16 protein-coding genes, 1 pseudogene and 2 riboswitches are annotated in these 19,636 nt (G+C 39.0%); of the genes and pseudogenes, 14 read left to right on the top strand and 3 right to left on the bottom strand.

Features of this window, described 5'->3' with window-relative positions:
- Positions 1–44 precede the first annotated feature (44 nt).
- Entirely contained in the window at positions 45–263 is a 219-nt protein-coding gene (locus ACFOU2_RS23035) for a helix-turn-helix transcriptional regulator (protein WP_377918617.1), read from the bottom strand.
- Positions 264–839: 576 nt separating this feature from the next.
- Here ACFOU2_RS23035 and ACFOU2_RS23030 point away from each other — a divergent pair.
- The 6 genes and pseudogenes from ACFOU2_RS23030 (at position 840) to ACFOU2_RS23005 (ending at position 7,040) form a co-directional block, all read left to right on the top strand.
- On the top strand, positions 840–1,274 hold the full coding sequence (locus ACFOU2_RS23030; protein ID WP_377918616.1) for a CBS domain-containing protein: 435 nt from the start codon (positions 840–842) through the stop codon (positions 1,272–1,274).
- 363 nt (positions 1,275–1,637) lie between these two features.
- Positions 1,638–2,636: pseudogene (locus ACFOU2_RS23025) on the top strand (IS630 family transposase).
- 154 nt (positions 2,637–2,790) lie between these two features.
- On the top strand, positions 2,791–5,013 hold the full coding sequence (locus ACFOU2_RS23020) for a CD3337/EF1877 family mobilome membrane protein (RefSeq protein WP_377918614.1): 2,223 nt from the start codon (positions 2,791–2,793) through the stop codon (positions 5,011–5,013).
- 23 nt (positions 5,014–5,036) lie between these two features.
- A complete protein-coding gene (locus ACFOU2_RS23015) occupies positions 5,037–5,669 on the top strand; it encodes a hypothetical protein (protein WP_377918613.1) in 633 nt (210 codons plus the stop codon).
- Positions 5,656–5,982 (top strand): hypothetical protein, encoded by a 327-nt coding sequence (locus tag ACFOU2_RS23010; protein ID WP_377918612.1) that lies wholly within the window; start codon positions 5,656–5,658, stop codon positions 5,980–5,982. The genes ACFOU2_RS23015 and ACFOU2_RS23010 overlap by 14 nt, the downstream gene beginning before the upstream one ends.
- 197 nt (positions 5,983–6,179) lie before the next feature.
- Positions 6,180–7,040 carry an alpha/beta fold hydrolase gene (locus ACFOU2_RS23005; RefSeq protein ID WP_377918611.1) on the top strand — a complete coding sequence of 287 codons (861 nt, stop codon included), beginning with the start codon at positions 6,180–6,182 and terminating at the stop codon, positions 7,038–7,040.
- Between the two features lie 259 nt (positions 7,041–7,299).
- A riboswitch (cyclic di-AMP (ydaO/yuaA leader) is annotated at positions 7,300–7,449 on the bottom strand.
- Positions 7,450–7,672: 223 nt separating this feature from the next.
- Here ACFOU2_RS23005 and ACFOU2_RS23000 read toward each other — a convergent pair.
- Positions 7,673–8,062 carry a DUF2294 domain-containing protein gene (locus ACFOU2_RS23000; RefSeq protein ID WP_377918610.1) on the bottom strand — a complete coding sequence of 130 codons (390 nt, stop codon included), beginning with the start codon at positions 8,060–8,062 and terminating at the stop codon, positions 7,673–7,675.
- 240 nt (positions 8,063–8,302) lie between these two features.
- Positions 8,303–8,442, top strand: a riboswitch (cyclic di-AMP (ydaO/yuaA leader).
- 584 nt (positions 8,443–9,026) lie between these two features.
- On the opposite strand from ACFOU2_RS23000, the gene kdpF reads away from it, so the two are divergent.
- The 6 genes from kdpF (at position 9,027) to ACFOU2_RS22970 (ending at position 16,678) form a co-directional block, all read left to right on the top strand.
- On the top strand, positions 9,027–9,104 hold the full coding sequence (gene kdpF, locus ACFOU2_RS22995; protein ID WP_377918705.1) for a K(+)-transporting ATPase subunit F: 78 nt from the start codon (positions 9,027–9,029) through the stop codon (positions 9,102–9,104).
- A gap of 23 nt (positions 9,105–9,127) precedes the next feature.
- Complete coding sequence (gene kdpA, locus ACFOU2_RS22990) at positions 9,128–10,801, top strand: potassium-transporting ATPase subunit KdpA (protein WP_377918608.1); 1,674 nt, start codon at positions 9,128–9,130, stop codon at positions 10,799–10,801.
- A gap of 35 nt (positions 10,802–10,836) precedes the next feature.
- On the top strand, positions 10,837–12,876 hold the full coding sequence (kdpB, locus tag ACFOU2_RS22985) for a potassium-transporting ATPase subunit KdpB (RefSeq protein ID WP_377918607.1): 2,040 nt from the start codon (positions 10,837–10,839) through the stop codon (positions 12,874–12,876).
- Positions 12,877–12,907: 31 nt separating this feature from the next.
- Complete coding sequence (gene kdpC / locus ACFOU2_RS22980; protein ID WP_377918606.1) at positions 12,908–13,465, top strand: potassium-transporting ATPase subunit KdpC; 558 nt, start codon at positions 12,908–12,910, stop codon at positions 13,463–13,465.
- 203 nt (positions 13,466–13,668) lie between these two features.
- On the top strand, positions 13,669–16,020 hold the full coding sequence (locus tag ACFOU2_RS22975) for a universal stress protein (protein ID WP_377918605.1): 2,352 nt from the start codon (positions 13,669–13,671) through the stop codon (positions 16,018–16,020).
- Between the two features lie 238 nt (positions 16,021–16,258).
- Positions 16,259–16,678 carry a CBS domain-containing protein gene (locus ACFOU2_RS22970; protein WP_377918704.1) on the top strand — a complete coding sequence of 140 codons (420 nt, stop codon included), beginning with the start codon at positions 16,259–16,261 and terminating at the stop codon, positions 16,676–16,678.
- Positions 16,679–16,999: 321 nt separating this feature from the next.
- On the opposite strand, the gene ACFOU2_RS22965 is transcribed toward ACFOU2_RS22970, so the two are convergent.
- Positions 17,000–18,247, bottom strand: a complete 1,248-nt coding sequence (locus ACFOU2_RS22965; protein WP_377918604.1) for a cation:proton antiporter — start codon at positions 18,245–18,247, stop codon at positions 17,000–17,002.
- 648 nt (positions 18,248–18,895) lie between these two features.
- Between ACFOU2_RS22965 and ACFOU2_RS22960 the strand changes: the two genes are divergently transcribed.
- Positions 18,896–19,378 carry a DUF2975 domain-containing protein gene (locus ACFOU2_RS22960; protein ID WP_377918603.1) on the top strand — a complete coding sequence of 161 codons (483 nt, stop codon included), beginning with the start codon at positions 18,896–18,898 and terminating at the stop codon, positions 19,376–19,378.
- An 11-nt stretch (positions 19,379–19,389) separates the two neighbouring features.
- A complete protein-coding gene (locus ACFOU2_RS22955; protein WP_017153334.1) occupies positions 19,390–19,605 on the top strand; it encodes a helix-turn-helix domain-containing protein in 216 nt (71 codons plus the stop codon).
- Positions 19,606–19,636: the final 31 nt, after the last annotated feature.

Raw genomic sequence — 19,636 nt, 5'->3', positions numbered from 1 at the left:
TACAAAGAACAAAAAATGTTCCAACAACAATGATTTTCTTTGATTTATCCATGCCTATTCCCTCCATTATCGGATGATGGTATAAATAACTCCTCCATTGTAATTCCTAAATGCTTCGCTATATCAAAGGCAAGTTGTAAACTGGGATCATACTTATTGTTCTCGATAGCGTTAATCGTCTGTCTACTTACCTTACACAACTCTGCTAATTTCCCTTGAGAAAAACTGTTTTTTTCTCTATACTCCTTTATTCTATTTTCCATTCACTATACCACCTCCACATTTGTAAGGTGTCAAAAATCTTTTACATGTAAATGATAAAATAAGACAAAGAACGTGTCAAATATGTTTTACACCTTCTTTGTCTTATACGTATTTAAAACCAATTTTCATTCTTTTACTAAATGGGTGCTCAGTTTAAATACACTCTTTCACAATCACCATTTTAACATCAACGTAAATATCCAATTTTGTTTGAAAGTCTTATTACACAATCTGGCCCGATTCAAAAAGAACGCCCTTCTTATTCAAGAGAGGCACCCGTTTGAAGATCATTGACCTTATTCAAATAAGTTTTACCCTAAAATGAAAATAAGCGTTCATCCTTGTTCCAAGAAAGCTCTCTTAGAATAAATTAGTTTTGACAGCATCTTCCTTTAATATTAGCGAAAATAAACGTATGACAATTTTATAAAAGCTATTATTATTTTGAAGCAGAAAGGTAAAGTGGAAACACTTTAATAAAAACTGTGCAGCTTATATTTAGAAAAAAATTACCATTAATAATATCGCCAATGTTCCCCATCCTATAAAGGAAACATATAATTGGAGGTAGTTTCATGGCACAATTAAGAGATATCATGACATCAAATGTTGTTACAGTTAACGAAACACAGACCGTACAGGAAGCCGCAGCGTTAATGAGCGAATATAATATCGGAGTTATCCCAGTAGTAAATAACAGCAGACAAATGGTTGGAATTGTAACTGATCGTGATATTACCCTTCGTACGACAGCCCAAGGGGAAAATGCACAAACACCAGTATCTCAAGTCATGACTGCACAGAAAATCGTACAAGGTACACCTGATATGGATGTTCATCAAGCAGCAAATTTGATGGCACAGCAGCAAATTCGCCGCTTGCCGGTAATCGAAAATGGACAAATAGTAGGAATGGTTGCTTTAGGTGATCTAGCAGTACAAAATCAATATGCAAACGAGGCAGAACAGGCATTACAAAGTATTTCAACTCCTTCCGCACCTCAACAATAGTAAGGGGTTACTTTTAATTAGCACAGACCCAGACTTTGGTCTGTGCCAACATTTTTTATAATAGAAGTGAATAGCAGTTTTTTAGTCAATCAAGATAAATTCCACTATTGGTGCATACAACATTCGACTATTACTTCGTTCTCTAATTAAAGTATCCATTTTAAAAATCATTACTTATTCAACAATCTAACACTTATAAAAAGAAAGAGAACACTTCTTACTCTTGAAATGCGCCCGATTGCGGAAAATCGTTCTACACTAATTATGCTGCACAGATATTGTATATAAGTTGAATTAAAGGATTACAGCCCATCTCCGTCGAAGTATACGTATAACATTTACCAATGAACGGAGAGAAATCCCATGACTGATTCACGTCAACATGAAATTCAAACCCTGCTTGCATCGATGAAAACCACGAAAGATAAACGAATGTATGAACGTTATCAAACCATCTACTTCTACTTACAGGGCTATTCTAAAAAAGAAATCACGAACATGATCGGTCGTTCTGAAAAAACCATCTATAATTATGTGAATGCCTATGAGGAAAAAGGGCTGGACGGCTTAATCATGGGACAATCACCGGGGGCACCTCGTAAATTAACCCCTGAACAAGAACAGGAATTAATTCAAGTCATCACAACCAAACTGCCAGTCGATGTTGGTTTTCCAGCTAAACATAATTGGACCTTGGCGATCATCGCTTCTTTTATCAAAAGAGAATGGAACCAAACCTATACTCTTCGTGGGGTATCCCGACTTTTGTATGATTTAGGTCTCCGTTATACGAAACCGACTTATACGCTGGCAAAAGCTGACCCGGTAAAACAAAAAGAGTTTGTAGAAGAGATCTTTCCTGCCTATAAAAAAACTTATGAATGAGGAAATCGATCATCTTCTGTTTCAGGACGAGTCCATGATCCGCGATTATCAAGCTCTCGGGCATACATGGTTTTTAAAAGGGAAACAGCGAATCATTCCCACTTACGGAAAGCATCAAGGTGTCAAACTTATTGGTACACTTAACTATGAAACCGGTGAGGTGTTCTTCAAAAAATACTGGAACGCTATCCTACTGGAAAAATCGTCATGATTCTGGATAACGCCCGCATTCATCATGCGAAGCTGATCCAACCTTTCTTACGTGAAAACCAACATCGTTTAGAGTTGGTGTTTTTGCCTCCCTATAGTCCTGAATTAAATCTAGTTGAAGGACTCTGGAAGTGGCTTAAATCGGATGTGATTTATAACGTTTTTTATTCGTCTGTCAAAGAGATTCGCCAAAATGTGCAAGCTTTTATTCGCCAGTTGAACGACACACCCGAAAAAGTTATTGACCGATTGTGTGTGCGATTGTAAAACATAAATTCAACTTATATAGCTTGAAAACTGAACGGATGGAAGTTATTAAAACAGATAGTGGATGGAAGAGAACAAAATACGGAGATATATATAATTTTGAAAAGCTTGTTGAAGATTTAGAGCTAAAGGTACTAAGGGAGTTACATGATAAATGAAAAAGCTAATGCGGTTCCTTTCGTTATCGGTCGCCTTGCTTTTTGTCTTTCAACTGCCAGCTTCGGCAGAAAGCCTTCAAGATAATTTAGTACCAGAGGATACGGAAGCAGAATCAGTCGGAGAAGTTGACCTGAAATATAATGAGTATCCCCAACACCACTATGAACTTGATACTTATGTAGATACATCGGGTGACTGGATGCCGTGGAATTGGGCAGATGGCGCGGGAAAACAAATCTACATTGCCTTAATGGAGGTAGTAAATGCCGTTTGGAGCCTTAATGTTCTCTTAGGTAATTTTACGATGAAGATTGTTCAAGAAGCCTTTGAACTGGATTTTATTTCAGGTGTCGTAAATAAAATTGGTGCAGCTATTCAAAATATTGCCGGTTTTGGTCCTAGTGGTTTTATGGGCAATGGACTTTGGCCGTTACTTGTAACATTTGTCATCGCGATTGTGGGAGCATGGGCGACTTATGTTGGAATGGTAAAACGTGAAAGCAGCCGTGCATGGGGTGGTTTGATTTCAGCTTTTGTCATTTTTGTTTTTTCGCTTGGTTTCTTTTCTAATGCTTCAACAGTTCTGAAAGGAATTAATGATTGGTCAAGTGACCTTCAAAGCGATGTTTTAGCTGTTTCGGCTAGTATCGTAAACCCGGATGCTACTTATACAAAAGAAGAAGGGATTGCATCGATTCGCAATCAAATGTTTGACTTGATGGTGAAAAAACCTTATATGCTGATGCAATATGGTACTACGGAAGTTGAAGAAAGCCGTGTTAATAATCTTTTATCAATTGATCCTATCATCGATGCAGAAGAACGACAAAATCAAGCTCAATCTGAAGTAGAAGAAGAAAAAAATTCAATGATGTCAATTGATGGGATTACACAGCGTGCAGCGTTTGTTCCATTGCTTTTCATTGGAAATGCCATTATTGGGATCTTCCTATTACTGGTTTCGGGTTCAATCATTCTATATCAAATGATTTTCCTTGTTTTAGTGCTATTTGCGCCGGTTCCATTGCTCATGGCATTGGTTCCAAGATGGAAGCAGACAGCGTTTGATTGGGCAATGAAAGTAGTACATGCACAGTTGATGAAAATTGCGATTGCTTTATTGTTAACGATTTTGTTTGGTATTTCAGCTATTTTATATCGCGCAACAGAAGACTCCGATTTGGGATACCTAGGTATGATGATTCTCCAGATTATCTGTTTCGTTGGTATTTGGGCGAAACGAAAAGAGCTTTTTAACATCGTCTCCACGGCTGCCAATAACGTTCAAAGCAGCACAGGAGCGACATTGCAAAGTTATCGTCAGAAATACAACCAAGCCCGAAAGGTGGCACGTAAAGGTAAAGAGCTGTTGGACTCAACCAACAGCCGTGGACGCATTCGGAATCAGCCTTTAGCACAGCGTAACCTTGGTTTTCTCAATCAAGCTCAACTAGCGGACAGACAAAAACAGCTTCAGGCAACAAAGGAACGTCTTTTTGCTGCTGCAGGTGTAGCGGCGACGGCAGACCGAAGCAATGAAGAGTTTAAAGAAGGACGGGAAGCCTACAAAAATCAACTTCAAAATCGTACAGCTGTGGACCATGCGCCGGTTGGGAATGAAAAGCTGATGGATCGCCGAGATGAAGAAGCCATCGATCAAAACGAAAATGTTACATCTATTGATGAATTGCGCCGTCGTCGTTTAGGAAGGGGCAACCTTGCAAATACTCCTTTAGCAGATCGTCGAAATTCAGAGGGAGCACAACATCGAGAATCGGATACTAGGACAGAACGTTCAGATACACGTGATGTAGAGCTTACGGATCGTTTGCAAAGCCAGGGAAATCATAACATGATGGATCGTCAAAGCCATGAAGACCGCAGTAATGGCCAGCAAAGCCAACAACTAAGCGAACGTAGGGGTATTAAAAGAAATAATGATCGAGAAGTGACTCAAGATATGACCAACCGTGAGTATCATGACGGCAATATTCAAAAAGCTACTAATTGGAATGAGACCGTGACAGATACAGATCGGCGTGTTCAAGAGAATATCACCACAAGGGAAACTGCTTCACAACAAACGAATCGACGTAATGAGCGGAAGGATGAAGATAAAGAGCGTACCCATAGTATTAAAATCGATCCTTCTAAACCTATTACCAAATGGGAGGCACAGCAGCAAATCGATGAACGAAACCGGTCTAAAAAAGAGTAGGGGAGTGAGAAGGAGGGACGTATATGTTTGGATGGGACTTTGAAAATAGTAAAAGTGACCGCATCAAACTGTTTCTCTTTATTCTTGCGGTCTTTCTTGTAGTAGGGTTCACCGTTACGACGATTCTTCGCAGCATGAACAAAGCACAAGTCACAGCTATTGAAACCAAACGTACAGCTGAATCGACTAAACAGGTCGATTCAGCGCCTGCCTCTTCTGAGCATTCACAATCCGCAAGTCTAGAAGATCAAACAAACGACTATGACCAAACGGAGAAATTTTTAGAAGAAACGCTGGAAACTACGAAGGAAATCGCTGTTCAATTCGTCACAGCTTTTCATACGTACAATGCAGATAAGCCAATGGAGTATTTGGAAGACAGTAGGCCTTTTATGACTAATGCTTTATATGAAAAGATGCAACGAAATGGAAGGCGAGAAACTCTTGAACGGTCTTATCTGACGGTAAAAGAAACACAGGTTACACCAGTGGTTAATAAAAGCAGTATGGTCGTCCGTTGGAATGTGATGGTAATGGGGGAAGCGAAATCCGTGGATGGAACGACGTCAGAAACGGAAGACTGGTATTTAATTGGACTGCGTCAAGTCGATGGAGAATGGAAGGTAGAGGATGTGAGAGTCAATGTCCCAAACTAACAATCCTAACGGCTATGAAACAGAGGGAAGCTCAGCTTTAAAGAATACTGCCGGTGAAGCCGGAAAAGTTGCGGGGGAATCTGCACCGGCAAAAGCAGCTGCGGCAACTAAGTCTATTCTAGGAATATGGGGAGTTAAATTACCAAGCTTTTATGCTGTTGTTGTAGTTTTTAAAGACGAACCGTATGTCGAATATATCTATTTTGCACACAATGACATTTTGCAGTTTGATCATAGAATCACAGATGAAGGCAGAAAACAAGGTATTACTGAGTCTGATTTAAAGCATTACGTTCCTTTAGAATCACAGTAAAGGCCTTAAAAATAAAATTTAAGATTTAAAAGATTTGTTGATAAGACATCATCGAAAGATAAAATTTCTTTTTAATCGGGAATTTTCGTGAAAAATAAGTGTAACTAGAGGGTGCTCTTGATGACCTAAATAAAATGTTCACTTGTAATCGAACTCATAATAAGTATGGAATTAATTTCATTGAAAGGAGGTGCATTATGAAAAGACGAGTTGAAACATTTTCGGTTGAAGGTAAATCAATAGAGTATTCAATTATAGGTGAAGGAATACTGATCCTCATCATGCATGGAGGACATTCAAATTGCTATGAAGAATTTGGATATAATGCTTTGGTTGAGCAAGGCTTCTCTTTAATTACCCCTTCAAGAGCAGGATATGGAAAAACTTCTAAGGATATTGGGGGAAGTTTATCAAGTGCTTGCGAATTTTATTTGAAATTGTTAAATCACCTAAATCTAGAAAAAGTGCATCTTATTGCTGTTTCAGCGGGAGGACCAAGTGGTATTTATTTTTCCTCTTGTTACTCAGAAAGGGTTAATACCTTAACGTTACAATGTGCAGTCACGAAAGAATGGCTTACTCCTGAAGATAGGACATATAAAGCTGCACAGATACTTTTCCGTCCCACGGTTGAAAAATATATATGGAAGTTGGTTTCTTTCATGAATAATCAATTTCCTCACTATATGTTTAAACAAATGATCTCTTCTTTTAGTAAGCTTCCACACGATGAAGTGGTATCCAAAATGAAAGAAGATGATATAGAAGAAATTCGAAAGATGAACAATCGCCAGCGGTCAGGGTATGGGTTCTTGATTGACCTGTTACAAACAAGTAAGATCACTTCTGATGATTTGCAAGCCATTACTTGTCCTACTCTCATCATGCATAGCCAATACGATGGAGCAGTGCCTTTGGAACACGCTTACTATGCAAGTAAACTGATCCCTCGTTCGGAACTTTTTTTGCTGAATTCTTGGGGACATTTAATATGGCTTGGAAAAGAGGCTGAAGAGCTTGATAAAAAATTATTAGATTTTTTGACTACAAATAACTAAAAGACCACTTTTTTGACAAAGTGTGGTTCTTCATTGTCTAATAATCAACAACGAAAGATAACAAAACCTTGCTTTTAGACGAAAGTTTTGGATTTTTTATTTGGAATTCCTTCAAGATTAGCTCCTAAAATAACAACAGAATTGTAGTGATTATGAAAGTAATACCTCCCTGTCAAGAAAATAAAAAGAAGACGGAGAGTAATCTTTTCACAGCTTTTTAAGCATGACTAAATAAGCCTTATGATGAAAAGACAAAGTTACCTTTATCATACTACGCTTATGAGGTTAGCTGACGGGTTTGGGCAATCAAAGTTGTTCTATCTTTATGAAAGGATTCACCTACATGATAGAATCAACTTATCAAAAATGGTTTCCCTGCTTCTTGGAAGGAATTAAGGGATTTGGATATAAAATGATTATCATGATACTGTTGTTTCTAGAAAATATAAAGATAGAAAAATAATAAAATTTTCATTTGCTTTTGGTTAAATGAGAAAATGAACTTCCCTGCAGCCTCGAGTTTCATAGGGGCTATCAGGCGTTTTTAAGCAAAAAGAAAGAGAAAAGGATCCTCTTCCTTTTTGGTGTCACTCATAAATTGTTTATAGTTAAAAGGCTGTTAAAAATAATGATTATTTTTGATCTTTGGAAGCTGCTTCGATCATTCGCTCCAAGTCTTTATCCATAATAAAAACCTCAATACGCTCTCCCATTTTAGTGCTGATATCGCTGTGGCTTGAAAGCACTTTGCAGTCCGTATAGCGCTCAACAATCTCTTCAAACTCCTTGCTGTACATTTCACGCAATAGCTGTCTTGCCTGCTTGACCAGTTTTCTGCCGTTGTCGGTTCCGACAAGGTGTTTTTCCTCGACGGTGAGCACACCTTTAAAACGGGTGATGACCATATCTTTAAGAATATATGTTTTCGCTTCTTGCGGTCCACGGCCCATCAGTTCCCGTTGGAATCTTATTAATGCTTCGCTGATTTCAGCTTCCAATTTCTTTTTCGATAAAATGGGCAAATTTGTTACCTCCTGGGCTCCCATGTGGAGTGTTCATTGTGAGCTAATAGTAAGTGGACAATCTTTTATTTGTCAATCTTTCATATTTGGTGAAAAACAGAGTAAATCTTAGAAAAAATAAGATATTTCCATAAAAACATTGATTTTTCGTGATTGTTGGTACATTACGACTCATTTTTGTTGAAAATAACTATTTACAAGTCCACGATGTTCGGCGTAGAATAAGCGCATAAGAACTCAATCGAATATCGGCCTAGTCCCTGGTAACAGGGAGCGGAGGAACCAATTTTTTGGGGTTAATTCTACTGCGTAGAAGGGATGAGATACTCTTTCGCCATCCTACCCGTCAGCTAACTTCGTCGGCTAAAGCGAAGGAGGTCGTAGACCACCTTATAAGGTGTTTTTTTTGTGCGCTTTTTTACGCATGGAATGAATATCCTTATGCCAATAGATGGTCTTTTTATTTTGCTTATTTACAGTATCTAACTGAAAAAGTATGGGAGACAGAACGTAAAGAAAGCCCTTGATGCTTGCTGGACGTTAAGTAGACCAATGAGTGCTTTTTCTCCAAACAACAATAAACCTTGCCTTATTTTATTAAGGTTGTAGATGCATTTGTCTTTTATTCATGAATAGGACAAATGAATCTTCAGGTTTGTCGGTTTATTGCGGGGAAAAAGTAAGCATTGGTCTATTTTTTGTTTACGGGTGAATTCCTTTCAAAGAGGGAATGCACAGGTAAATGAAATCGCCCTTATTACGGTTTCTTCTCCCAGGGGGGAAAAAGGAAAGGAATTTTATGAGGTGATTTCAGAAGCACGGGATTTCTTAAAAGCAAGCTAGAGGAGAGAGGAGGGATAGCATGGATATTGCAGCAATTGGAATAACAGCTTTTATGTTTATTTTGTTTTATGGCTTTATTATGTTCTGTGACAAAATATTGCAGGATTAGGGAGTGAAAACAATGATTATCTTATTAGTACTAGTTTTAGGGCTTTCAATTTATTTAATTGATGCACTTATACATCCTGAAAGATATTAACGTTCATTTCGGAGGAGAAAAAAATGGATTTTGTACAAATTAGCCTTGTGTTGGTGTTGGTTATTCTTCTTGCTATCCCAATGGGAAAATACATGGCCCGGGCTTTTGCACTGGAAGAAACAAAGCTTGATCGAATCTTTGGAGGGGTTGAGAAGGGGATTTATAAAAGCTCAGGTATCACCCCATCACCTATGTCCTGGAAGCAATATGCAAAAGCATTGTTGCTGAGTAACCTGGTGATGTTTGGCATTTGCTACTTAATTGTGAGGTTACAAGGTGTTTTGCCGGGAAACCCAAGTAATATTCCCGGTATGGATCCGTTGCTATCTTTTAATACGATTTCAAGCTTTTTAACAAATACAAACTTACAGCACTACAGTGGGGAATCGGGATTATCTTATTTATCTCAAATGGCTGTCATTATGTATTTGATGTTTACGACACCTGCAACAGGTTTAGCATTATGTATCGCATTTTTCCGCGGGCTTACAGGTCAAAAAAATATCGGGAACTTTTATGTGGATTTAGTTCGCTCTCATACTCGTATTCTGATTCCTTTATCCATTTTAGTAGGACTTTTCCTTGTAGGCCAGGGGGTACCGCAGACATTAAGCCCGACTGCTGAAGTTACTACACTGGAAGGTACAGAACAACAAATTGCACGCGGACCGGTGGCTGCTTTGGAGTCTATTAAGCATATAGGAACAAATGGAGGGGGATTCTTTGGAGTAAACTCCGCGCATCCATATGAAAATCCTACTCCACTCTCAAATGTGATTGAAATTTTATCGATGTTTCTAATACCGGCATCACTTCCTTTAGTATTTGGCCACATGACACGCAGTCGAAAACAGGGATGGATCCTATTTTCAACAATGGGCCTCATGTTCCTGGCATTTTTGTCATTAGCTTACTTTAGTGAAATGAGCGGAAACCCTGCTTTGGAGAAAATTGGGCTGTCTCAAGCAGCGGGAAGCATGGAAGGAAAAGAAGTTCGATTCGGAATGGCACAAAGCGCGTTATTTACAGCAGTCACAACGGCTGCTACGACCGGTACGGTCAATAATATGCATGATACGCTAACACCGCTGGGCGGTATTGTTCCATTGGGTGAAATGATGCTGAACTGTGTGTTTGGTGGTGACGGGGTCGGTACGATTAATATTTTAATGTATGCGATTCTTGCTGTATTCCTGGCGGGACTGATGGTAGGACGAACGCCTGAATTTTTAGGACGAAAAATCGAAGGTAAGGAAATGAAACTGATCGCCATTACCATCCTGGTCCATCCAATCATCATTTTAGGCCCAAGCGCTATTGCACTGGCTACAGAAATGGGAGCGTCGGCTATCTCAAACCCGGGATTTCATGGAATTTCACAAGTAGTATATGAATTTACATCATCTGCTGCAAACAATGGATCTGGCTTTGAAGGATTAGGAGATAACACACCATTTTGGAATGTCTCAACAGGAATTGTGATGCTTTTAGGAAGATATTTATCGATGATCGCCATGATAGCAGTGGCCGGTTCCTTACTAGCGAAGACTCCGGTACCGGAGACATTAGGTACTTTTAAAACGGATAACAGCACATTCCTAGTCATTTTACTTTCGACCGTCTTAATCGTCGGAGCGCTTACGTTCTTCCCAGTTCTGGCGCTTGGGCCGATTGCAGAATGGTTGACCATTCGTTAATCAATTAAAACCTAGAAAGAGAAGGAGTCTTTCCGATGAATAGCAAGCGTAAAGCTACGATAAACAATGATATTGTCAAACAAGCTGCTATAGATGCCTTTAAAAAGCTTAATCCACGTACGATGGCCAAAAATCCTGTGATGTTTGTAGTAGAAATAGGTTTTTTTGTTACTGTCTTACTTGCTTTCTTGCCAGGGTTGTTCGGTGAAGGGGAAAGTGCAGGCTATAACGCAGTTGTCAGCATTATTTTATTTATCACGATTTTATTTGCCAATTTTGCTGAAGCTTTAGCGGAAGGAAGAGGGAAAGCTCAAGCAAATAGCTTAAAAAAAACAAAACAAGATACAAAAGCGAAATTGGTTCAGAAAGATGGAACAATTAAATTAGTTAATTCAACGGATCTACGTAAAGGTGATATTGTCCTGGTGGAAGCAAATGAGCTTATTCCAAGTGACGGTGAAATTATAGAAGGGGTCGCTGCGGTGGATGAATCAGCGATAACGGGTGAATCAGCTCCCGTCATTAAAGAATCAGGCGGAGATTTTAGTTCTGTAACAGGTGGAACCCGCGTCATCAGTGATAGTATTAAAATTCGTATTACGACAGACCCTGGTGAATCCTTCCTTGATCGGATGATTAGTTTAGTAGAAGGTGCCAAACGCCAAAAAACACCGAATGAGATTGCATTGAATACGCTGCTTGTCAGTTTAACGTTAATCTTTTTGATCGTTTGTACGACTCTTGTACCTATCTCAGCCTATGTGGATGCTCAAATACCGATTGCTACATTAATTGCTTTATTGGTTTGCTTGATTCCAACGACAATTGGAGGCCTGCTCTCTGCGATTGGTATTGCAGGAATGGATCGTGTCACCCAGTTTAATGTGATTGCGATGTCAGGTAAAGCGGTGGAAGCGGCAGGGGATATTAACACGATTATTCTTGATAAAACGGGTACCATCACACATGGTAACCGAATGGCATCTGTCTTTACCCCTGTAAACAAAGTATCAAAAGATGATTTACATCGAGTGGCGCTTCACACATCTCTTCATGATGAAACGCCAGAAGGCAGATCGATTATCGAGTTGGCAAAAAAGTTAGGAGTTCCTCAACAAGAGTTTTCATTAGAGGGTTCCGAAGGTATAGAGTTCAAAGCTGAGACTCGTATGAGTGGAACGAATTTCGCTGATGGCCGTGAGGTCCGAAAAGGTGCTGTAGATGCGATTAAGCAATATGTTGTTGAAAAAGGCGGTTCTATCCCGGGTGATTTGGATATGAGAGCCAAGGAAATTGCGACTGAAGGCGGAACTCCTCTAGCGGTAGCAGAAGGAAACCGAGTGCTAGGCTTAATTTATTTAAAGGATACAGTCAAACCGGGAATGAGAGAACGATTTGATGAGCTGAGAAAAATGGGAATCAAAACGGTCATGTGTACAGGGGATAACCCGTTAACGGCCGCTACCATTGCACGTGAAGCAGGAGTGGACGATTTTATCGCAGAGGCAAAACCGGAAGATAAAATTGCGGTCATTAAGAAGGAACAATCACAAGGAAAGCTTGTAGCCATGACTGGGGACGGAACGAACGATGCACCCGCCCTTGCCCAAGCGGATGTAGGGCTTGCGATGAACAGTGGTACCATTGCAGCGAAGGAAGCGGCCAACATGGTAGATCTTGATTCAGATCCAACTAAAATTATTGAAGTCGTTGCGATTGGAAAGCAGCTACTAATGACAAGAGGTGCCTTGACAACATTTAGTATCGCCAACGATGTGGCTAAGTATTTTGCCATTATTCCCGCGATGTTCATGTTGGCTATCCCAGAAATGAAAGCCTTGAATATTATGAATCTGGCAACACCTGAAAGTGCAATTTTATCAGCTCTTATCTTTAATGCCATCATTATTCCGATGCTAATACCTTTGGCGATGAAAGGCGTTAAATATATCCCGATGAGTGCAACAAAACTGTTAAACCGTAACCTCTTTATTTATGGAGTAGGGGGAGTAATTGCTCCGTTTATCGGAATCAAAATCATTGATGTCCTCTTAGTGTTATGTAATCTGACGTGAGTTAAAAATAAAAAACAAAAGGTGAAATAATATGTTGAAAAATATGCGTATTGCCCTTGTTTTATTGCTTATATGCGGTGTCGTTTACCCTTTGGGGATGACCGGAATTTCGAAACTGATTATGCCCGCAAAAGCGGAAGGCAGTCTTATTACGAATGAAGATGGGAAAGTAGTCGGCTCCGAGTTGATCGGACAAACATTTGAGGATCCAAAATACTTCAGCGGTCGTATTTCTTCTATAGAATATAACGCAGCAGGTTCCGGATCTGGAAACTACGCTCCTTCCAATAAAGAAATGATTGAACGTACGAAGAAAGATATCGAGACTTTCTTAAAAGCAAATCCGGATGTGAAGAAAAGTGATATTCCGGCAGATCTTTTGACAAACTCTGGGTCAGGCCTTGATCCTCACATTTCTCCAATGGCAGCAAAAATTCAAGTTCCTAGAATCGCAGAGCTGAGAGGAATAGATGAGGATGTTTTATATACGTTAATTAACGAACATACAGAAGGACGTCAGTGGGGAATCTTTGGAGAGCCAAGAGTAAACGTCTTAAAGCTAAACATGGAATTAGATCGTTTGAAATAAGGAAATGAGGAGGGTGTCCCAAAACCATGGAAAGCAATGTGTTTCTGGGACACCCCATAAAATGAATCGTCATGAAGAAACCGGCAAAATCAAAGGTTCTCGTGACGATTCATTTTATGAAAAGTATTTTTCAGAGAATAGATGAGCAGGTTTTGAGTTTGCTGCTTTTTTCGGTATGTCGTTTAAAAAGAGAGGGAAAAAACATGGATGAACACTTTCGACGGAAGACCTCTGAAGAGCTATTCCAGTCTATATCCAAACTTCAACGGGGCAGGTTAAAGATTATTCTTGGCGCTGTAAGCGGGGCAGGTAAAACCTACCACATGCTACTTGAAGGAAACATCTTAAAGAAAAAGGGAATAGATGTAGCAGTCGGTGTAATCGGGACTTCCAATCGCCCGAAGGTAGTGGAACAAATCGGAGAGCTGGAAATTCTTCAGCCCATTCAATGGTATAACAATGGAGAGATTAAGTACGATTTAAATCTTGAGGCCATTCTTACAAGGAATCCAGAAGTTGTGTTAGTCGATCATTTAGCTCATCAAAATCGGCCGGATGCTAAAAATCATACACGCCTTGAAGACGTGATAGAACTAATCAATCATCAGATCAGTGTCATTACAACGGTCAATATATACGAACTTGACGGTGCAAGAGAAGTCACGGAAAAGCTAACAGGAGTAAAAGTGAAAGTAGATCATTGTGTACCTGATAACACGTTAGCGATGGCTGATGAAGTAAAGCTGTTGGATGTGACACCTGAAGCTATTTTGAAACGCTTACAGGAAGGAAGTATTGAAGAGGCTGATCATAGAAGCAAGGCGAGGGAAAAGTTGTTTCAAAGAGATAACCTGGCCATGCTAAGAGAACTTTCTTTGCGGTTTTTAGCAGGTGAAGTAAACGAGGATTTGGACCAATATAGAGAAAAACACGGTTTAGTGGGTGCTTCGGGCGCTGCTGAGAGAATTCTCGTCTCGGCTCAATACCATTGGAATGGCTCTATTCTTATTAGGCGAGGGCACCAGATTGCCAAGCGATTGGGCGGTGATTTGTATGTAGTTTGTTTTCGTTCCCCTAATCAACCTTTTTCAAATGAGGAAGCCACTTTTAAACGCTCTATCAAAAAGTTGGTGGATAAGCTGGATGGTCGTTTTGAGGAGCTGCCAATTCTACAAGAGGATGTAGCAGAAGAAATTGTGGCGTATGCCATGAAAAACAATGTCACGAGAATTGTTATGGGACAATCAAAGAGAAGCAGATGGGAAGAGATTTGGTATGGTTCCATCATTAACAAGATATTAAGGAAGACAAGGAATGTTGATATTTTTATCGTAGCTGATCGAGCTGAGGTGGAGGGAGAGAGGGTTCTCCCGGCCAAGCAGGAGAAGGCAGAGAAATCCAATCCTTATCGAAGGCTTTCTCCAACGGAAGTAGAAGAAGAAATCCATAAAATAAAGCGGGGGACACTAAAGGTTTATGTTGGAGCTGCCCCTGGAGTGGGCAAAACCTATACGATGCTTCGGGAAGCCAACGAGCTAAAAAAGAAAGGCATCGACATAGTCATTGGTCTGTTAGAGACACACGGACGTAAAGAAACGATCGAGCAAATTGGGGAATTAGAAATCATTCCAAGAGAAAAAATTCATTATAAAAATGTTGTATTGGAAGAAATGGACACAAAGTCTATTATAAAGAGAAATCCTGAAGTGGTCTTGATTGACGAATTAGCGCATACCAATGTCCCGGGAAGTAAACACCTCAAAAGATATCAAGATGTAGAAGAAATTTTAAAGGCAGGTATATCTGTGATTTCTACCATGAATATTCAACACCTTGAGAGTCTAAATGACAGTGTCGAACAAATTACCGGTGTTCGTGTAAGGGAAACTGTCCCGGACAGGGTACTGAGAATGGCCAATGAAATCGAACTGATTGATATTTCTCCTAAATCGCTGAGGCAAAGGATGAGAGAAGGAAATATTTATGCTCAGGAAAAAGTGGAGCAAGCACTAAACCACTTCTTTAAAATCGGAAATTTAATTGCATTGCGTGAGTTGGCTTTGCGTGAAGTGGCAGATGATGTTGATGAGAGACTGGAATCCTGGGAGAGAAAGCAGGCATTAAGAGGTCCCTGGAGAAAACAGGAAGTGATTTTCGTTTGTATCAATCTCGGTCCAAATAGTGAACGGCTTATTCGACGGGGATTTCGAATCGCCTATCGTTTAAAAGCTATTTGGCATGTCGTTTATGTAAAGGACCATCATCCATTAACGGAAGAGAAAGAAAAGAACTTGTTAAAGGCAAAGTCACTAACCGAAAGTTTGGGCGGTAATTTTGAAACGTATGAAACTACAGACCGCCGAAAAGTTGTAAAAAAGATTGTGGAGCAGCTAAACAACAAACAGGCGACTCAAGTCATTATTGGACAATCTGCACGTACACGAAGGGAAGAGATATGGAAAGGGTCAGTTGTTCAGAAGTTATTAAGGGAGACTCGCCATCTTGATGGATTAGTAGTCTCTGATCATAGGTCAGAAAAAACGGACTGCTCCTAAATGTTCTTTATAAAATGAAGCTTCACTCTGTGGGGAATTCTCCACCCGTATCAAGTGTTAGTTGAACCGATCAAGATCTTATGGGCAGTCATCTCCTACTTAGCGTGGTTTGAGGTAATGCTTCTATTACCCATTAGTCGTTAGAGAGGGAGAAATAGTTTCTAACACAGACAGAACAACAAAGGCCCACAAAGAACTGTGGAGCTGAAACTTATATATGAAAGAGGTAGTTCATAATATGAATGTGGCATTTTTTCTTATCCCCAAAAGTGACCTTGTTTATATAAAAATCAATTCAACGATGCGTCAAGCTTTAGAGAAGATGGAATATCACCGATATTCAGCGGTTCCTTTAGTAGATGAAAAGGGGAGATATGCAGGCACGCTAACAGAGGGAGATTTACTGTGGAAATTAAAAAATACCCCTTCTTTAGATTTCAGTAATACTCATAAATTGCGTTTATATGAAGTTCGTTTGCACCGTTTCAATGAACCTGTAAAAATTGATGCGGAAATAGAAAATCTTTTCTCGAGAGCAATAGAGCAAAACTTTGTACCTGTTATAGATGACAATGGAATTTTTATAGGAATTGTGAGAAGAAGAGAAATTATTGAGTACTGTGCGAAAGGGTTATTACTCAAACAACGCTCTGCATGAGTCTATCTACAAAGTTTACAGAGAGGAGTCCTCTAAATGACTAAGGAGTATAGAAAGAGGATTTCAGGTGGAAGAACATTCACCAGAAGTATAAAGCGATTGTTAAGTAATTAATGAGCTAATCCAAACAGATTATAGTTGAATTTTTTGATTTCGGGCAGACTTCACCGACTAGTGAGCCTGCCCTTTTTTGACTATATACATTGTTTCAATGACAATTAAAATAAATAATAATTGTTTAATATGATGATTTTAGTCCTTGGTATTAACGAATTCCTAAATTTTTCTGAGACGGTGAAAATGACAATGCTAACATCCGTTTTAAATATTTGATACAGGTTTTAAAGTAATTCCTAATTTTTTGGCTACATAACCTGTCGTACTGGCTTGAATCAGGATAGTCACTAAGATGGCAATAAACGTGACAGAAGTAATTTCGTTCGCATAATCAACTCCTGCTGCCACGATCATCCCGGACAGAGCTGCGGGGATGACACCTGTTTCACGAACCCAGAACATAAACACAATTTCATTCCATTTCCATTTTGCCTTCCGGTCAGGTAAGGTACATAGAAGAACGGCGAGAGGTCGTGCCACAAACATGAAGACAATGACGATTAGAATTCCTTGTATCCAAAACTGACTTAGTATACCGAAATCCACCTGGGTGCCCAGTAACATAAAAATAAGCGTTCTCATAATTAAGGTTAGAGTTTCGGAAAATGCAAATACAGTTGAATTGGTTTCTTCTGAAACCTTAAAACGAAACAGCTGAGGGTTTCCAGAGATAAGACCAGCTGTGAAGGTAGCCATAAATCCGCTGGCATGGATAAACCCAGCGGCCAAATAAGAGCTAATCGCCACGACCAGGCTGACGACTGTACCGTATTTTCTTAAAAGGCCCCATTTGTGTTCTGAAGTCAAAAGAACTCCTACAAAACCAATCACCAATCCAGCTAAAATTCCACCTCCAGCTTCACGAAAGAAACTCCATAGGGTGGAAGAAACAGATAATTCAGTTTGCCCTAGAATGACGCCGAGTAAGGTAAACGTTAAGATGGAACCTGTCGCATCATTAAAGGCCGATTCACTTTCTACAGTTCGTCTTACCTTTTCCTGAATAGTGACCTGTTTAAAAACCGGCATTAAAGTTGCCGGATCTGTAGAGGCAATAACGGAAGCGAGCAGAAGGGCATACATAATAGGCATATCTAATAAATAGAAAGCGGTAACCGCTACAATCACGGCTGTAACGACAACTCCCAGTATGGATAAAAGGGAAATGGTTATCCATACTTTTTTGAGTACAGCAAAGCGAATGGCTGTCCCTCCCTCAAACAAAATTAAAATGGATCCTAAGACAATAATGAATTGATAGAATACTGAATCATTAGGCACTGTAATCAGATTGAAGGCGGATGGTCCGAGTATGATCCCTATAATCATAAACAGGGCTACATCAGGAATTTTAATTCGTTCGGCTAATTTCATAGCCATTAGTCCAAAAAGAAAGACCATGGTAATCATATATAGTTCACGTTGAACAATACTCATAACGGTGGCTTCCATTTATATCTCTCCTTTTATTTGATTTTCATAATTCTAGATTGCTCTTGTTGTACCCAAGATATTTAAAAATAAATCCGCTTCAGAATATTCGAAAGGGAGAAATGAGAAAGCTGTGACAGATGTTCTCGATTTTACATATGTTTCATTCGTTATTATGTGGGTGTCTTAGTAAAGGATATAATGTGAAAAAAGCAGTATAAGTGATTGAGGTTTTTGAACAAATAGAACATGTTTCAATTCAAGAACAAATGGAAAAAATATTCAGAGATAAATAGGTGACTTTCTGAACAATGTATGTCGGTAATAATCCGTGTACAAAAAGTTTAAGGAGATAGATCATGTCTTATTCGTTATTCAACAAACGGGCCATTTAATGGAATAAGGCTTCTGAACAAAATTGAATATTTATCCTAATTAATCAGTATGAGCTTGTAAAGAAATGTACTTAAAAGTAACGGGTTAGCTGTACAAGTTATAAATTTAATGGTTTAAAGTTATAGAGCACTTCTTTGAATGAGGAATGCTTTTTATTTTTGCTTAAAGTAAAAATATACAATAAAAAAATCATCTAAATTAATAAAATTTTATTGTAAATCGATAAAATCTATATTAAAATCAAAATCAGAATAAATAGGTGAGGTGCTTTTTATGGAAAAAGTAACAACGTTGTTTTTAAAAATAGCTGTTATTCTTTTAGGAATCCCAGTTCTTGCTCTGTGCACCTTTTTGGTGCCTGAGATGGCGAATTTTGCAGCAAAATTGCTTCCAGAGTTTGCTTTTATAAAATATCTCGTTTTCATGGCTTTTGATGCATCGGCGATACCTTTTTACTTTGCTTTGTATCAGGCTTTCAAACTCTTACGCTATATTGACAAAAATAAAGCTTTCTCCGATTTATCTGTAAAAGCTTTAAAGAAAATTAAATACTGTGCCATCACAATCAGTATTTTGCATGTGCTAGTTTGGCCGCTCTTCTATATCTTTGCGGAAGTAGACGACGCACCAGGAGTTATCTTTGTCGGATTGGTTGTTCCTTTTGCTTCGATGGTTATCGCAGTCTTTGCGGCTGTTCTCCAAAAACTTTTACAAGAAGCAATTGATATCAAATCAGAAAATGATTTAACGGTCTGAGGTGAATAACGATGGCAATTATAATCAATATTGATGTGATGTTAGCAAAAAGGAAAATGAGCGTAACAGAACTTTCGGAGAAAGTTGGAATAACAATGGCAAACCTTTCTATATTGAAAAATGGAAAGGCAAAAGCGATTCGATTATCTACTTTAGAAGCAATTTGTAAGGCTTTAGAATGTCAGCCTGGAGATATTTTAGAATACAAAAGTGACGAAGACAGTTAAACATTGTGGAGGAAACTTAATATAACAATTA

The sequence above is a fragment of the Bacillus songklensis genome, assembly GCF_042649685.1.
GTDB classification, from domain to species: Bacteria; Bacillota; Bacilli; order Bacillales; family Bacillaceae_H; genus Bacillus_BA; species Bacillus_BA songklensis.
This window is presented reverse-complemented; position numbering and strand designations above follow the sequence as displayed.

Coding starts and splice junctions, on each gene's coding strand:
- ACFOU2_RS23035 (WP_377918617.1), bottom strand. CDS start 263: ATGGAAAATAGAATAAAGGAGTATAGAGAAAAAAACAGTTTTTCTCAA.
- ACFOU2_RS23030 (WP_377918616.1), top strand. CDS start 840: ATGGCACAATTAAGAGATATCATGACATCAAATGTTGTTACAGTTAAC.
- ACFOU2_RS23020 (WP_377918614.1), top strand. CDS start 2,791: ATGAAAAAGCTAATGCGGTTCCTTTCGTTATCGGTCGCCTTGCTTTTT.
- ACFOU2_RS23015 (WP_377918613.1), top strand. CDS start 5,037: ATGTTTGGATGGGACTTTGAAAATAGTAAAAGTGACCGCATCAAACTG.
- ACFOU2_RS23010 (WP_377918612.1), top strand. CDS start 5,656: ATGTCCCAAACTAACAATCCTAACGGCTATGAAACAGAGGGAAGCTCA.
- ACFOU2_RS23005 (WP_377918611.1), top strand. CDS start 6,180: ATGAAAAGACGAGTTGAAACATTTTCGGTTGAAGGTAAATCAATAGAG.
- kdpF (WP_377918705.1), top strand. CDS start 9,027: ATGATTATCTTATTAGTACTAGTTTTAGGGCTTTCAATTTATTTAATT.
- kdpA (WP_377918608.1), top strand. CDS start 9,128: ATGGATTTTGTACAAATTAGCCTTGTGTTGGTGTTGGTTATTCTTCTT.
- kdpB (WP_377918607.1), top strand. CDS start 10,837: ATGAATAGCAAGCGTAAAGCTACGATAAACAATGATATTGTCAAACAA.
- kdpC (WP_377918606.1), top strand. CDS start 12,908: ATGTTGAAAAATATGCGTATTGCCCTTGTTTTATTGCTTATATGCGGT.
- ACFOU2_RS22975 (WP_377918605.1), top strand. CDS start 13,669: ATGGATGAACACTTTCGACGGAAGACCTCTGAAGAGCTATTCCAGTCT.
- ACFOU2_RS22970 (WP_377918704.1), top strand. CDS start 16,259: ATGAATGTGGCATTTTTTCTTATCCCCAAAAGTGACCTTGTTTATATA.
- ACFOU2_RS22965 (WP_377918604.1), bottom strand. CDS start 18,247: ATGGAAGCCACCGTTATGAGTATTGTTCAACGTGAACTATATATGATT.
- ACFOU2_RS22960 (WP_377918603.1), top strand. CDS start 18,896: ATGGAAAAAGTAACAACGTTGTTTTTAAAAATAGCTGTTATTCTTTTA.
- ACFOU2_RS22955 (WP_017153334.1), top strand. CDS start 19,390: ATGGCAATTATAATCAATATTGATGTGATGTTAGCAAAAAGGAAAATG.